This window comes from Pseudaeromonas pectinilytica, assembly GCF_054780855.1.
This window is the reverse complement of sequence record NZ_BAAGVN010000105.1, coordinates 1-15,538: the sequence shown is the minus strand read 5'-3', so window position 1 is coordinate 15,538 and position 15,538 is coordinate 1. Positions and strand designations below refer to the sequence as shown.

Here is a 15,538-nt window from a genome sequence, read left to right as displayed (position 1 = left end):
AGCGGTCATGACGGGCCAGCCTTATCCTGACGTATTCAACCTGACCTCGGCTTAGTCAAGCCGGGGCCGGTGAACGGTTACGTTTATGGTGAAAAATTTATCAATCGGTAGAAAGTTAGGGAATACCTATATCTCCCAGGGCTGCTGCTAGTTCGATGGTTAGCGCTTGGGAACCATCCTCTATGTGCTGTCAAGGTATGGGTTGGTTCGTCATAGCACAAGTCTCCAGCAGCGAAGCCCAGCCATAGAGCGGTGATTCAATCCGCCGGATCTGTTCGACGTTCGGATGATCTTCAAAGTAGCTGGTGACATCAAATACACCACCATCTTCATCAAAGACATATTCGCCACCATAGTCGGGCATGATCCGGATCAGCTGGGGCATGTAGTCGTCCATTTCTTCCTGATCTTGTTCGATTGTTCAGAACCGAAACTTTTTCCTATGCCTCGCTGCGATGCAAGCTCGTTTGTTGCAGAACCAAGAAGGGGATGACTGTTCCAGAGGCGCTTTGCAGACGAGGCAGCGGCGGATGCTGTCGCCCTCATTTACTGTCTTACCCGATAACGGCGCCCACTCTTGATTGGATCCGTAGGGGCGATGCTCCAGGTCATGGTAGGCCTGCTGCAAGCGGGTTTTAGCTTGTAATGCTTGCTCTGCCTGTTGTGCTTGCAGTATTCGATACTGCTGTAATCGAGCCTGCCGTTCATTGTGCTCTTGCTGGCGCTCCTCTTCTTCTTGCTGTTGGCGTTGTTTCACCCGCTCCTGATAGCGGGGATGGTAAAGCCAGCTCAGCGCTTTGGGCTCGGATTGAACAATGCTGATCAACTTGGCGACATATTCGTTGTTGTGACCGCCCTGAAGCTGCTCGGCAATCGCTCTGTAGTTGAGCTGCAGTAGTCCGATTTTGGGCTTTGCTGTGGTGAACTCATCCAACCAAAGCGGTGGAGTGTTTTGCCCGGCGGCAGGCAGGTAGAGACCCACTCGGTAGTCATCGTTTTGCGGCGTTCTATAGATGAAATGCGGGCTTTGATTACCCTGTGACAAGTCGAGATCGAATGTCAGCGCCACATTTTCCCGTCCGCGAATGATGATCTCCTTTACCCATAAAAAATCCGGCGTACTGATCGACTGGATCTTTCCTAACGTCTCCAGCAGCATTAAGCGAATGCTGGTTTCAAGCGCAAATTCACACAACTCTGCACTGCTATCGTGATGAGCAAAATGGTGCTCGTTAAAGTCTCCTTTCCTTGCCTGCAGCCGCGCATCGCAGCTGGGGCAACGACATGCACACGCCAATCCTCTTGGTACATCCTCAATGCTGACGATCTTTCGATCCGCTTCTCTGATAGCAAATGGAATCTTGTTAAAAGCCGCCACCACATCCCCCCGACGCTGTTTATACGCTGGATAAATCAGCAGATAAGAGCCGCATGAGGGAGTTTTATCATCAAGCTCACATTAAGTCATCATTTTGATTGCATGACTTGTTCGTTATGATAGGTTAAGTCTCTATTGAACATATCTGACCATAACTGCATGCAGGTTCTAGACGAGCTTCCCTACGCCCAGCGTGAGCGCTTGGCGTATATCGATTTTTGCCTCAACTATTTTGGCTCTATCACCCGTGCTGCGCTGATAGAGCGCTTCGGCATTGGCCCAGCGGCTGCGACCCGTGACTTCGGGACCTATAAAGAGTTTTGTGCGGGCAACCTGGTGTTGCGTCCTCAGAACAAGGTCTATGAGCGGACGCCTGCATTCAAACCGTTGTTTGACCATGAACCTACCGCCGCACTCACTTGTCTGGCCTTTGGCTTTGGCAATGGCATCACGCAACCCCAGTTGCCGAATGCGCGTTGCCTGGCACCACAGCAACTGATCCAGCCCAAGACCGAAATATTGTCAGCCCTAATGCGGGCCATTCATCTGCAAAAAGCCATCAGTTGCAGCTATGTCTCGCTCTCGTCCGGGAGAACGCAACGTGAGCTGGTACCTCACAGTCTGGCCAATGATGGTCATCGCTGGCATGTCCGGGCCTTTGATCGGCTCCGGCAAGCGTTCCGTGATTTCTCCTGTTCGCGCTTTGAAACTGTCTCGCTGTTAAACGATGTTCCGCCGGAAAAAGAGACTCGCGAGTTTGATCATCAGTGGAACCGAATTGTCGATTTGGAGCTGATCCCGCATCCTGCGATTGCCTATCCCGAGGCCATCGCGATGGACTATGGCATGGTTGATGGTAAGCGTTGTGTACAGATCCGTGCGGCGTTGGCGGGCTATCTGCTCAACTACTGGAATGTGGATTGTTCACCCGAGCACAGCTTGCCAGCCGAGCGTCATCCGCTGGCTTTGAACAATCAGGCCACCTTGTATGGCGTTGAGAATCTGGTGTTGGCTCCAGGCTATGGAGCGAGTCATTAATGAACAGTTGTTGGATAGCATTTCCGAAGCGCGGTCATATAGGTCTCAAGCATGAAGCTGATTGATAACATAAATTCTCTATTGGGTGATGAACTCAAGAACGGCTTGTTGCCTGGAGCCAAGCTGAAGATTGCTGCCTCTTGTTTTTCTATCTATGCCTACGAGGCGTTGAAGCAACAACTGGAACAAGTAGATGAACTGGAGTTCATCTTTACGGCACCCACATTTGTTGAAGAAGAAGCTGTCGATAAGCTGAAGAAGGAAAAGCGTGAGTTTCATATTCCAGATGAAGGAAAGGAACGAGCCTTCTTTGGTAGCGAGTTTGAAATACAACTGAAAAATAAACTGACCCAAAAGGCGATTGCGCGTGAGTGTGCTGACTGGATCAGGCGCAAGGCAAAGTTCCGCTCCAACACAACTGATGCTCCCATGCAGTCCTTTGCCGTAGCGGTTTCATCACAGCAGACAACACTCTATCAAACGCTACAGGGCTTTACAGCGGTTGACCTCGGTTATGAAAAAGGCAATGCGATCTCTAATGTGATGTTTGCAATTGAGGAGCCATCCTTTACCAAGGAATTTATATCGTTGTTTGATCAGGTTTGGCAGAACCAAGGGATGGTGGCTGACGTTACCGAACGGATAGTTCATTACATGAGCACCGTCTATCAGGAAAACCCACCAGAACAGATCTATTTTCAGTTGCTCTACAACCTGTTCAATGAGTTCTTAGAAGATATCAATGAAGACGTTTTGCCTAATGATAAAACGGGCTATCGCGACAGTCTGATTTGGCAAAAACTCTTTAATTACCAGCGTGATGCGGCCACCGGTATCATCAACAAGCTGGAAACGTACAACGGTTGCATACTGGCAGACAGTGTGGGTCTGGGGAAAACCTTTACTGCATTGGCTGTCGTGAAGTACTACGAGCTGCGCAACAAGTCGGTACTGGTGCTATGTCCAAAAAAGCTGGCGGAGAACTGGACCAACTACAACAGCAACTTCACGACCAATCCATTTGTTAAAGATCGCTTCAACTTTGATGTGCTTTGTCACACCGACCTGCAGCGCACAAAAGGCGAGTCCCTGGGCATGTCGCTTAGCCGGGTGAATTGGGGCAATTATGATTTGGTGGTGATCGATGAGTCTCACAACTTCCGTAACAACCAGGCATACAAGGAAAAGGAAACTCGCTATCAGACGTTGATGAACAAGGTGATACGGTCGGGTGTTAAAACTAAAGTTCTGATGCTCTCGGCAACGCCGGTAAACAACAAATTCAGCGATCTGAAGAATCAACTGGCACTGGCGTATGAAGGGGATTCCGCCACGCTGCACAAGCAACTTGATACCCATCTGGGGATAGATGAGATATTCAAGCGAGCTCAGAAGGCGTTTAACAATTGGGCTGAACTGGAGCCGGAACAGCGCACCGCCACTGCTCTGCTGACTGCATTGGATTTTGACTTTTTCCGGCTTCTGGATAGCGTCACCATTGCCCGCTCTCGTCGACATATTCAGACCTTCTACGATACCAAGGATATCGGTCGTTTCCCTACCCGCAATAAACCCTTGTCGTTTCAGCCTCCGCTCACGCAGCATGCCGGGGTAATTGGCTTCAATGAGATTTTCGATCAGCTCTCTGGCTTGCGTCTGGCTGTGTATGCGCCGGTGAGTTACATATTGCCGAGCAGAATGGCTAAGTACGAGGCCATGTATGACACCAATGTGCATGGGGGGAAGAGTCGACTTCGTCAGGCAGACCGCGAGAAGGCTTTGCAACGCCTGATGACGATCAACCTGCTCAAACGTTTGGAAAGCTCGGTCCAAGCCTTTCGCCTGACCCTGCAAGGGCTACAGCGCCTGTTAAAGGAGGCATTAGGAAATATCGATGCCTTCAAACGCCAAGGCTCCGACAGTGGCATGGACGAGGCTCGTGTGCTTACAGGGGCTCGGGATTGGGATCTGGAAGATGAGGGAGAACTCGAAGAACTGGCCGATGCCTTTTCTACCGGTGGCAAAATCAAAATCAACTTGGCAGACATGGACATTGTGAGTTGGGAACGGCACCTGAACGATGATCTGCACATCATCGATGGCTTGTTGACCGAAATGGCCAAGGTGACACCACAACAAGATGCCAAACTTGCCCATCTTAAAAACTTGTTGCAACAAAAATGGCAAAACCCAATCAACCCTGGTAATCGCAAGGTTCTGCTTTTCACGGCGTTTGCAGATACCGCCGATTACCTTTACGAACAGTTAGCGCCTCTGTGTCAGCAACATAGGTTGCACCTTGGCAAGGTCACGGGCAGTAGCGCGGCCAAATCAACGGTTGGCAAGGGATATGACTTTCAGAGCCTACTGACGCTCTTTTCTCCTCGTTCGAAAGAGAAAGCGCATATCCTGCCTAATGAGTCAGCCGAGCTGGATCTCTTGATTGGGACAGACTGCATTTCCGAAGGTCAAAATCTGCAGGATTGCGATTACCTGGTGAATTACGACATTCACTGGAACCCGGTTCGCATTATCCAGCGTTTCGGGCGTGTCGATCGAATCGGTTCACTCAATGAGTGCATTCAATTAGTCAACTATTGGCCAGATATCAGCCTTGATGAGTACATCAACCTCAAAGAGCGGGTTGAGAATCGCATGGTGATCTCCGATCTGACTTCAACAGGGGATGATAACGTGCTGACCGCTCAGGCCAACGATGTGGCCTATCGCAAGGAGCAGCTTAAGCGCTTACAAGAGGAAGTGATCGATCTGGAGGATGTCAAAACCGGCATCTCGATCACCGATCTCGGTTTGAATGAGTTCAGAATGGATTTGCTGAACTATCTGAAAACCCACCCTGATATTACGCATCTACCCAATGGGTTACATACCGTCGTGGCTGCCGACCCCGCACGGGGTTTGATCCCTGGTGTCATCTTTGCGCTGCGTAATCGCCATGCCGGTGTGAATATTGATCAGCAAAACAGATTGCATCCCTACTACCTGATCTACATGGCGGATAATGGCGACGTGGCTATCAACCACCTGCAGGCTAAGCCTTTGCTGGATCGGATCCGCGCAGCCTGTAAGGGCAAGGAAAGTGCTGACGAAGTGGTTTGCCAGCGGTTCAATCAGTCAACGCAGGATGGCCGTAAGATGGCCCACTATTCGGTGCTGCTGGATCAGGCTATTCATGCCATGGTGGCAGTGAAAGAACAAAGTGATATCGACAGCCTATTCAGTGGGGGGCCGACAACGGCGCTCAAGAATGAGATTGCGGGGCTGGATCAGTTCGAGTTGATCAACTTCATCGTGGTACAGGGATAAGAGCAGATAGCATGACATCCCATTATCGCTTCCCGCGCCCTACCGAATTGAACCGCCGCCTCCCCAAAGAGGCGCTGTATCAAAGATTGAATCCTACGGCGGCATTGCGGCAGTTGTTTGTTACCCAGGTACAAGAGATTAACTGGTCGCACAAGCTATCATCCGACACCCTGAATATGACCGCAGGTGGTGACTATCCAGAATTGCAGGTGTTTGATATTGAACTTAAAGCGGCTGTTTGCGAATTAGATGAAGAGATCTTGCGGGCCATTGATGGGCAGATAGTGCACCCCATTTTTTTTCGTATCCATCGGCGAGTGGGTGAGCAGCACCAGATCCAGTACCAATTGGCGTATAAGGCACCCGCCGTGGTTGGCTCGGATAAGGTGAAAATTGGCGATTATTTTGCGTCAGACTGGCTACCCATGCCTGAGCCAGATGCGCTGGTGGCGTTGCCGGTGGCGCTTGATGTCACCCAGCTATATCGCATTTTGCTGCAAGGTTTGACACCGCATCCGCCCAGATCGGAAGAGCCGTTACGCGACTGGATCATACGGCTTGATGAGCTGAGCAAGCTGGATAAACGCATTAGTCGTTTGCAATCTCAACTGCAAAAAGAGAGGCAATTTAACCGCAAGGTAGAGATGAACGCTCAACTTAGAAAGCTGATAGGTGAGATGGAAGTTCTAACGCATTGATAGATAACGGAAGGTATTCAGGAGGCAGGGCTTAGATGAAGATTCAATCTGTTCGTATCAGGAACTTTCGGGCATTGAAAGATGTGTCGATTACTTTCGATTCCGTTACAACCTTCATCGGGCCAAACGGAGCGGGTAAGTCAACCGTGCTTCGTGCTCTTGACTGGTTCTTTAATGGGAAACCGGGCTCGCTCACAGAAAAAGACTGCTCATTTGGGGCTTCTGAAGAGAATATCGAAGTGCAAGTAACCTTTGCAGATCTTACTGAAAAAGACCGCGAGGCACTTGGTAAATATGCGCCTGAGGGTGTAGCTACCTTCACGGCATGGAAGTGCCGTTCACCGGATGGCGCTGAAGTCCTTTCTGCCAATGCAAAAGGCTTTCCGGCTTTCAATCCAATCAAAGCTGCAAGTAGCGCGACTACAAAGAAGGAACTGTACAAGGTTCTCCGCGCTAGTAGTCCTGAGCTTGATCTGCCTGAGGCAAAAACTGGCCCGGCAGTTGAAGAGGCCATGATAACGTGGGAAGCGGCACATACTGATCAACTTGAAGACGCTCTTGAGTCACTACAGACCAACTTTTTTGGTTTTAACAGCGGCGGGAAAATGAGTGGCCTTTTCGACTTCGTATTAGTCACTGCTGACTTACGAGCAAGTGAAGAGTCGGTAGATGGAAAATCAAGTATCATCGGGCGCATTCTTGAACGATCAGTTGATCGTACTGCAGCTGATGAGGAGATAGCGAGGATTGTCGAGGCGTCACGAGTACAGCAACAGCAGGTCTACGAAGAGAAATTTAAGGCGCAGCTTGAGGTAATCACGAAGGATCTTAACAATGTTGTCTCCTCTTATTCTCCAGGGCGGGCAGTTAAGGTTTCTCCTGCTGAGATCGAGCTTAAAGCGCCCAAGACGACGTTTGAAGTTGCCGTGTTCGATGGAGCAACCGAAACTGCGGTAGACCGGCAAGGCCACGGTTTTCAGAGAACCGTTCTGATCTCGGCCCTCCAGCTTTTGGCACAATCTGGAGCAGCATCGGCTGATGGTGTTATCTGCTTGGCGATTGAAGAGCCAGAACTCTTTCAGCACCCGATCCAGGCACAAACCTTTGCAAAGGTGCTGCGCTCATTGGCAGAGGATGCAAGCAAGCGCATTCAAGTGACCTATGCAACTCACAGCCCATATTTCCTTGAGGCCCGCCACTTTAGTCAGGTCCGGCGACTGACAAGGTCAATGGATACACCGCCTGTGGTGTCTATTCATTCTGCAACAGTGGCAGATGTAAAAGCCAAATTGCATGGGATTGTCGATGCTGATGTGGTTGATCGACGTCTTGACCATAACGTGGCCGATCAACTCTCAATAGCTCTTTTTGCAAATAGGGCTTTACTCGTTGAGGGAGCAACTGAATCATCCGTCTTTTACGGTATTGGAGACAGAACATCACCTGGTTCACTAGAAGCTGAAGGCATATCCATTGTCTCTGTTGGGTCTAAGACATCCATTCCACTTGCTCATGCAATCCTCAGTGCCATTGGTGTGCCTGTTTATGCTCTCTTTGACGCAGACGGCGGATTTGAGGCTCGCGCTCTGGCGAAAGGTAAGAAGCAAGGTGCCATCGATGAGGAACGGCGGAACCATGTTAAGGAAAACCGTAACCTATTGAAATATTTTGGCATGCATGAAGAGAACTTCCCCGTAGCGGTTGTTGCTGAGAAAGCAGCAATTTTTGATGATCACCTCGAAGCTTTCCTTACAGCCAATTGGCCCAAATGGGGCGATGCCTGTTGTGATGTTGAAGCGGTAGCAGGTATTAGTCTTGCCAAGAATCAGCTCGCATATCGAACTGCCACACTGCAGGCTCAAGGCACTGTGCCGGAGATGCTCACTCAAATTTTGCGTCAAGTGAGAGGGAACTAAGGATGCACGAGATCATTTGCCCGCACTGCCATAAGGCTTTCAAGATAGATGAAGCAGGATATGCGGATATCTTGAAGCAGGTTCGCGATAAAGAATTTGAGAAGCAGCTGGCCGAGCGACTCGAGCTGGCCGAGCAAGATAAGCGTAACGCTGTCGCACTGGCCCAAGCCAAGGTAACCAGTGAACTGGAAAAGATAGCATCGGCCAAGGATGCAGAGATTCAAGCATTGAAAGTAAGGCTTGATGCCGGAGATGTGGCACAGAAACTGGCCGTGACTGAAGCATTAAGTGCCGTAGAAAAGGAGCGTGACACGCTGTTGAGTGAGCTTGAGAAAGCCAAACTTGAGAAAGAGTCGGTGTCACAGTTGGCCGAGGCTAAGCTTCTAAACGAACTGCAAAAAACGGCCAGTTTGAAGGATGCTGAGATTCAGAGTTTGAAGGCCAAACTCGATGCGGGAGTTGTCGCGCAAACACTAGCGATCACGCAAGCAGTCAGCGTCATTGAAAAGGAACGCGATGAGTTAAAGAGTGGTCTTGAGCGGTCTGCACTGGAAAAACAGCTGGCCGAGACAGCGCTCAAAGACAAGTATGAAACGCAGCTTAAGGACCGTGACGATGCGATAGAGCGTTTGCGTGATATGAAAGCCAAACTATCGACCAAGATGGTTGGTGAAACGCTTGAACAGCATTGTGAGATCGAGTTCAACCGACTCCGGGCTACCGCATTTCCGAAGGCTTACTTTGAGAAAGACAACGATGCACGCACTGGCAGCAAGGGCGACTATATCTTCCGCGACTTGGATGAAGCCGGCACGGAAATTGTTTCGATCATGTTCGAGATGAAAAACGAGAACGATGAAACAGCGACCAAAAAGAAGAATGAAGACTTCCTGAAGGAGCTTGATAAAGACCGTAACGAAAAGGGCTGCGAATATGCGGTGTTGGTATCGCTGCTTGAACCCGACAATGAACTCTATAACGCCGGTATCGTTGACGTATTTCATCGTTACCCGAAAATGTACGTCGTTCGCCCGCAGTTTTTTATTCCGATCATCACCTTACTTCGTAACGCTGCGATGAAATCACTTCAGTATAAATCGGAGCTGGCCTTGGTGAAGTCGCAGAACATCGATATCACCAATTTTGAAAATCAGTTGGATAGTTTCAAAGATGCGTTTGGCAAAAACTATGACTTGGCTGCACGTCGGTTTAAAACGGCTATTGATGAGATTGACAAGTCGATAGACCACCTGCAAAAGACCAAAGACGCCCTGCTGGGGGCAGACCGCAACCTGCGGCTGGCCAACGATAAAGCACAAGATGTGACGATCAAGAAGTTGACGCGGGGCAACCCAACCATGGCGGCAAAGTTTGCCGAACTCAAGGCGTCCGATGCTTCTGAATCTGAATAAGACCAGCAGCATCTGCCACCCAGACAAATAGAACAACGCACAGCGCGAGAGTATTTCGCGCCAAGGAAAACATAATGGAAAAACTGAAAATGCATAGCCCCAATCTGGTGGCACAGAATATCGAACAGCTGGCGGCCCTGTTTCCTAATTGTGTGACCGAATCACGCGGCAAGGATGGCGAGCTTAAACGCGCCATCGATTTTGATCTGCTCAAACAAGAGCTCTCCGCCCATATCGTCGATGGACCGCAAGAGCGTTATCAGTTGAACTGGCCCGGCAAGCGCGAGGCGCTGCTGACCGCCAATGCACCGATTGCCAAGACGCTGCGGCCATGCCGCGAAGAGAGCGTTAATTTCGATACCACCCAGAATCTCTTTATTGAGGGCGATAATCTGGATGCGTTGAAATTGCTGCAGGAAACTTACCTTGGCAAAGTTAAAATGATCTACATCGATCCGCCATATAACACGGGAAAGGATTTTATTTACAAAGATACGTTTTCTTCTGAACAGATTGCTCATGAAGTTTCAACCGGTGATAGGGCCGAAGATGGTGTTCGCTTGGTTGCTAATCCGGAAGGGAATGGTCGTTTTCATTCTAATTGGTTGACAATGGTAACCCCGCGTATTCGACTTGCGAGAAATCTTCTTACGCAAGATGGAGCTATTTTTGTTTCCTGTGATGAAGGGGAACAACCACGCTTGCGCTTGATTATGGATGAAGTATTTGGTCGCGCAAATTTTGTTGCTGATATGGTGTGGGCTGCTGGCCGGAAAAATGATTCTAGATTAGTATCCGTTTCTCACGAATATATTATTTGTTATGCCCGTGATGTTGAATATCTAAAGGGAATGCAAATCACTTGGAGACAAAGGAAAAAAGGTCTTGACGAAATATATGCTCAGCATGAGCGTTTGAAGCGGCAACATGGAAATGACTTTAAATCGATGACGGAAGGGATGAAGGAATGGTACCGTTCTCTTCCTGATAGCCATCCATCCAAAGCTCACAAACACTACGCGCATGTAGATATTAGAGGGATCTACTTCCCAGATAACATTTCGTGGCCTGGTGGTGGCGGTCCCAAATATGAAGTTTTGCACCCTGTTACTCAGAAACCAGTGAAGGTGCCTTCTCGAGGCTGGATGACTAGTGATCCTGCCCGCATGCAAGAATGGATAAAGGACAACAGGGTTCATTTTGGTGAAGATGAAAATGCAGTACCTTGTATTAAGTCTTACCTAAAAGACAAAGAGCAGCAGACACCCTACAGTGTGTTTTATCAGGATGGGCGTGCGGCGTCAAAGCGCCTACGAACACTCATGGACGGAGATCTGTTCGATTTTCCAAAAGACGAGTTGGTACTTCAAGAAATCGTCGAAATGCTGACAGCAGAGAACGATATTATCGTTGACTTTTTTGCTGGCTCATCAACTACAGCCCATTCAGTAATGCTTCAAAATGCCACTGACGGTGGTAATCGTAAATTCATCATGGTGCAGCTAAACGAATCCATAAATGAAAAATCATCTGCTTATGACGCAGGATTTGAAACCATCGCTGAAATAAGTCGAGAGCGTATTCGTCGTGCGGCAAAAGAAATTCTGAATGGGAAATGCCATGATGACTGGGAAAAAGACATTGGCTTTCGGTCGTTTAAAATCGACTCATCCAATATGACTGATGTCCATTACAACCCGGATGCCATTATTCAAGACGATCTGTTTGCTCAGGTCGACAATATCAAGGCCGATCGCACTGAAGAAGATTTGCTGTTTCAGGTGATGCTGGATTGGGGCGTGGATCTGGTGGCACCGATCTTGCGGCAAACTATTGATGGCAAGAACGTGTTCTTTGTCGATGCCGATGCCCAGCACCAGCACGGTGCCCTGGTGGCCTGCTTTGATAAGACGGGCGGCATTGACGATGCCTTTATCCGCCAATTGGCGGCCTTTAGCCCGCTGCGCCTGGTGTTCCGCGATGCCGGGTTTGCCTCCGATGCGGTTAAAATCAACGCCGAACAGCTGCTCAAGCAGCTCAGTCCGTTGACCGAGGTTAAGGCGATTTAAGGAGCCGGTATGGGCACATCACTGGATACCCTGACGATAAAAGGGTTCAAATCAATCCAAGAGCTGAACGCCTTCAAGCTCAACAGCCTGAATGTGATTGTCGGCGCCAATGGCGCGGGCAAGAGTAACCTGATCGCGTTCTTCAAGATGCTGCGGGCGCTGATCGATGGCAATCTCAATCGCTTTGTGCGGGATAGCGGCGGGGCCGGGGCCCTGCTGTTCAATGGTCGCAAAGTGACGCCTCAGCTATTCTTCGAGACCCACTTCGGCCAGCGCGGTTATCGCTTTAGCCTGGTGCCCACTCCGGCGGACGAGTTCGCGCTGGAGGATGAAGCGCGTTTCTATGCCGGGGGCAATACCGGTTGGTGGGAGTTGGGCGACAGCAACGATGGTAAGTCCAAGCTGGTGGCCGAGGTGCTGGAAAACCGGACGGATGCGCGGTATTCCCGCCCCGTGTATGACGCCATTGCTTCATGGCAGATTTACCATTTCCATGACACCAGCTCGACCGCCGGGATGCGCAATTACGAGATAGTGCAGGATAACAAGCAGCTGCGCACCGACGCGGCCAACATAGCTCCATTTTTACTCAAGCTACGCGACACTTATCCCGCCGAGTACAAGGCGATCCTCAATGCGGTGCGGTTGGTAACGCCTTTTTTTGAGGATTTTATTCTGGATCCGCGCCAAAGCGGAGCACGCGAAGAGCTCAATATCAGCTGGCGGCAAAAAGGCTCCGACTACCCGATGCAGCCCTATCACCTCTCGGATGGCTCGATCCGGTTTATCTGTCTGGCGACGGCACTACTACAACCCAACCCGCCGTCCACCATCATCATCGATGAACCAGAGTTGGGGCTGCACCCGGCCGCCATCGCGATCCTGGCTGAGCTCATTCAGCAGGCTTCCCTGCACACCCAGGTGATTGTTGCCACCCAATCTCCGGCCCTGATCGACCAGTTTGCCATTGACGATATTGTGGTGGTGAACCGCAAGGGAGGCGCATCGACCTTTGAGCGGCTCAATGAGGACGATTATGCGCAATGGCTGGAGGAGTATTCAGTCGGTGAGCTCTGGACCAAGAATGTGATCGCCGGAGGCCCGCGCTATGAGTGATTACATCGAGGTGATTGCCATTGTCGAAGGCAAGACTGAGCAGGTATTTGTTGAGTCGGTTTTGCAGCCTTATCTGGCGCAGCAGAATATTTTTATCAGCGCGACCCAGGTGAGTAAACCGGGGCAAAAAGGCGGCGATGTTCGTTTTAGCCGTGTCAGTCGTGATATTGAGCGCCATCTCAAACAGCGGCCTGATACCTATGTCACCACGCTGGTGGATTACTATGGCGTCAAGGAGTGGCCCGGTCTGGATACCCTGCCAGCAGGCCTTGAGCCAGCCAGGATCGCAGAACACCTTAACGGCGCCGCCAGAGCCAGTGTGGTCGAACAGTGTGCGGCCCAACAAGCCGAGCGCCGTTTTATCCCCTTTATCGCCGTGCATGAATTTGAAGCCTGGCTGTTTAGCGATAGTGCCATTTTGGCCGCAGAGCTGGGCATACCTGAACCCCAGGTAGTAAGTGTGCTTGACGAGTGCGGCGAGCCAGAATCTATCAATAATGGCCGGGAAACGGCCCCCTCCAAGCGACTGGATGGCTGGTCAGGTGGCAAATTTGCCAAAACAAGCAAAGGGATTGCCATTGCCGAGCGCATTGGTATTCCACAGATGAGAGCACAATGTCCGCTCTTTAATGCGTGGATTGCGCGATTTGAAGCGCTGATGTTGGAGCCAGTATGAAACTGAAATTCAAACACCAAGCCTACCAAGCCGAGGCTGTGCAGGCGGTCGTGGACTGTTTTAAGGGGCAACTGCCCAATGATGCCGCCCGCCACTACAAGATTGATCCGGGCGCGGTGGCTGCAGGTCGTTCCGGCTCCACCACCTATGTGGAGGCAGGCTTTAAAAACGCGGAGATCCAGCTGTCCGAGCCACAACTGCTGGCCAATATCCAGGCGGTCCAAGCCCGGCAAAATCTGCCTCAGTCCTGCGCACTCAATGACTACCGAGATCGGGATGGCAAAAAATTAACCAAGTATCATCCTGGTGCCAAGCTCAACCTGGACATCGAGATGGAGACAGGCACGGGTAAGACGTACTGTTATATTCGAACCATTTTTGAGCTGAACCGTCAGTATGGCTGGAGCAAGTTCATTATTGTGGTGCCCAGCATTGCCATTCGTGAAGGTGTCTACAAGTCGCTGCAAATTACCGCAGAGCATTTCCAGCAGGATTACCAGAAACAAGCCCGCTTCTTTATCTACAACTCCAAGCAGTTGCATCAGTTGGAGAGTTTCTCCTCCGACGGCGGTATCAACATCATGGTGATCAACGTGCAGGCGTTTAATGCTCGTGGTGCCGATGCACGCCGGATCTATGAAGAGCTGGATGATTTCCAGACGCGGCGCCCCATTGATGTCATCAAGGCCAACCAGCCCATCATGATCCTCGATGAGCCGCAAAAGCTCGAAGGGGCGAAAACCCTGGAGTCGCTGACTGAATTTAATCCGCTGTTTATTCTGCGTTACTCGGCAACGCACAACTCGTTGCACAACAAGGTGCATCGCCTCGACGCGCTGGATGCCTACAACCAGAAGCTGGTGAAGAAAATCGCCGTACGAGGCATAACGACAAGGGGTTTGGCAGGGACCAATGCTTATCTCTATCTGGAAGGGATTGAAGTATCGGCCAGCAAACCGCCCGTGGCGCGCCTTGAGTTCGAGATCCGCTCTGCCAGCGGGGCCATCAAGCGTGACGTGCGCAAGGTGAACAAGGGTTATAACCTGTTTGAAAACTCGGGGGAATTGGCTCAGTACCAAGGGTTTGTTGTCTCAGATATCAATGCCAATACCGATACCATTAGCTTCACGAATGGTGTCGAGCTGGTGGCCGGTGATGCCTGTGGCGACGTCAGTGAGTCGGCGCTGCGCCGGATGCAGATCCGCGAGGCGGTCAAGGCGCATTTTGAAAAGGAGCGTCAGCTATTTGATCAGGGGATCAAGGTGCTGAGCCTGTTCTTTATCGATGAAGTGGCCAAGTACCGAGATTACTCTTCCGCTGATGAAAAGGGCGAATATGCCCGCATCTTTGAAGAAGAGTACCAGAAAGAGTGCGATGCCCATCTCGGACAGTTTGATTCCCCTTATCTGCACTATTTGCGCAGCATCCCGGCCGAGAAGACCCATAATGGTTACTTCTCTATCGACAAGAAATCCAAGCGCATGGTTGATCCGAGTGTGGGCAAGAAGGCCTCGGAAACCGATGATGTGGATGCTTACGATCTGATCCTCAAGGACAAAGAGAAGTTATTGAGCTTTAAGGAGCCAACCCGCTTTATCTTCTCTCACTCGGCATTGCGGGAAGGTTGGGATAACCCGAATGTCTTTGTGATTTGTACGCTCAAACACAGCGACAATACCACCACCCGGCGTCAGGAGGTTGGACGTGGCTTGCGTCTGGCCGTCAATCAGTTTGGTGATCGGATGGATGATCCCATTCGGGTACATGACATCAACCGCCTGACGGTGGTGGCCAGCGAGAGCTACAAGGACTTTGTATCGGCACTGGGCCTTGTTGATCAAATCCAAAGTCGGATACTCGCTCCCCAACCCGCCGGGCGGGCTTAGTTGACGGCCTGCCGAATGGGCA

At 50.6% G+C, this 15,538-nt stretch carries 11 protein-coding genes; 9 read left to right on the top strand and 2 right to left on the bottom strand.

The genetic code is table 11. The features are described from left to right. Positions 1-190: 190 nt before the first annotated feature. Together ACYVG7_RS07390 and ACYVG7_RS07385 are read right to left on the bottom strand one after the other, a co-directional pair. Entirely contained in the window at positions 191-397 is a 207-nt protein-coding gene (locus ACYVG7_RS07390) for a hypothetical protein (RefSeq protein ID WP_244776135.1), read from the bottom strand. 24 nt (positions 398-421) lie between these two features. Then, positions 422-1,378, bottom strand: a complete 957-nt coding sequence (locus ACYVG7_RS07385) for a competence protein CoiA family protein (RefSeq protein ID WP_460882544.1) — start codon at positions 1,376-1,378, stop codon at positions 422-424. Positions 1,379-1,537: 159 nt separating this feature from the next. On the opposite strand from ACYVG7_RS07385, the gene ACYVG7_RS07380 reads away from it, so the two are divergent. The 9 genes from ACYVG7_RS07380 (at position 1,538) to ACYVG7_RS07340 (ending at position 15,516) form a co-directional block, all read left to right on the top strand. Beyond that, complete coding sequence (locus ACYVG7_RS07380) at positions 1,538-2,416, top strand: WYL domain-containing protein (protein ID WP_323583137.1); 879 nt, start codon at positions 1,538-1,540, stop codon at positions 2,414-2,416. Between the two features lie 51 nt (positions 2,417-2,467). Next, positions 2,468-5,743, top strand: coding sequence for an SNF2-related protein (locus ACYVG7_RS07375; protein WP_460882543.1), 3,276 nt, complete (start codon positions 2,468-2,470; stop codon positions 5,741-5,743). An 11-nt stretch (positions 5,744-5,754) separates the two neighbouring features. Then, on the top strand, positions 5,755-6,441 hold the full coding sequence (locus tag ACYVG7_RS07370) for a DUF4391 domain-containing protein (protein WP_460882542.1): 687 nt from the start codon (positions 5,755-5,757) through the stop codon (positions 6,439-6,441). Between the two features lie 35 nt (positions 6,442-6,476). After that, positions 6,477-8,357 carry an ATP-dependent nuclease gene (locus ACYVG7_RS07365; protein WP_460882541.1) on the top strand — a complete coding sequence of 627 codons (1,881 nt, stop codon included), beginning with the start codon at positions 6,477-6,479 and terminating at the stop codon, positions 8,355-8,357. Positions 8,358-8,359: 2 nt separating this feature from the next. Further along, positions 8,360-9,769: a DUF2130 domain-containing protein gene (locus tag ACYVG7_RS07360; RefSeq protein ID WP_460882540.1), complete on the top strand. Its 1,410-nt coding sequence runs from the start codon at positions 8,360-8,362 to the stop codon at positions 9,767-9,769. A gap of 74 nt (positions 9,770-9,843) precedes the next feature. Continuing rightward, complete coding sequence (locus tag ACYVG7_RS07355; protein ID WP_460882539.1) at positions 9,844-11,838, top strand: site-specific DNA-methyltransferase; 1,995 nt, start codon at positions 9,844-9,846, stop codon at positions 11,836-11,838. 9 nt (positions 11,839-11,847) lie between these two features. Continuing rightward, positions 11,848-12,954, top strand: coding sequence for an AAA family ATPase (locus ACYVG7_RS07350; RefSeq protein ID WP_460882538.1), 1,107 nt, complete (start codon positions 11,848-11,850; stop codon positions 12,952-12,954). Next, positions 12,947-13,630: a DUF4276 family protein gene (locus ACYVG7_RS07345; protein ID WP_460882537.1), complete on the top strand. Its 684-nt coding sequence runs from the start codon at positions 12,947-12,949 to the stop codon at positions 13,628-13,630. The genes ACYVG7_RS07350 and ACYVG7_RS07345 overlap by 8 nt, the downstream gene beginning before the upstream one ends. Continuing rightward, positions 13,627-15,516: a DEAD/DEAH box helicase family protein gene (locus ACYVG7_RS07340; protein WP_460882536.1), complete on the top strand. Its 1,890-nt coding sequence runs from the start codon at positions 13,627-13,629 to the stop codon at positions 15,514-15,516. The genes ACYVG7_RS07345 and ACYVG7_RS07340 overlap by 4 nt, the downstream gene beginning before the upstream one ends. Positions 15,517-15,538: the final 22 nt, after the last annotated feature.

What these genes read in the sequence shown, in the direction of transcription:
- ACYVG7_RS07390 (WP_244776135.1), bottom strand. Translation starts at nt 397, where the DNA reads ATGGACGACTACATGCCCCAGCTGATCCGGATCATGCCCGACTATGGT.
- ACYVG7_RS07380 (WP_323583137.1), top strand. Translation starts at nt 1,538, where the DNA reads ATGCAGGTTCTAGACGAGCTTCCCTACGCCCAGCGTGAGCGCTTGGCG.
- ACYVG7_RS07375 (WP_460882543.1), top strand. Translation starts at nt 2,468, where the DNA reads ATGAAGCTGATTGATAACATAAATTCTCTATTGGGTGATGAACTCAAG.
- ACYVG7_RS07370 (WP_460882542.1), top strand. Translation starts at nt 5,755, where the DNA reads ATGACATCCCATTATCGCTTCCCGCGCCCTACCGAATTGAACCGCCGC.
- ACYVG7_RS07365 (WP_460882541.1), top strand. Translation starts at nt 6,477, where the DNA reads ATGAAGATTCAATCTGTTCGTATCAGGAACTTTCGGGCATTGAAAGAT.
- ACYVG7_RS07360 (WP_460882540.1), top strand. Translation starts at nt 8,360, where the DNA reads ATGCACGAGATCATTTGCCCGCACTGCCATAAGGCTTTCAAGATAGAT.
- ACYVG7_RS07355 (WP_460882539.1), top strand. Translation starts at nt 9,844, where the DNA reads ATGGAAAAACTGAAAATGCATAGCCCCAATCTGGTGGCACAGAATATC.
- ACYVG7_RS07350 (WP_460882538.1), top strand. Translation starts at nt 11,848, where the DNA reads ATGGGCACATCACTGGATACCCTGACGATAAAAGGGTTCAAATCAATC.
- ACYVG7_RS07345 (WP_460882537.1), top strand. Translation starts at nt 12,947, where the DNA reads ATGAGTGATTACATCGAGGTGATTGCCATTGTCGAAGGCAAGACTGAG.
- ACYVG7_RS07340 (WP_460882536.1), top strand. Translation starts at nt 13,627, where the DNA reads ATGAAACTGAAATTCAAACACCAAGCCTACCAAGCCGAGGCTGTGCAG.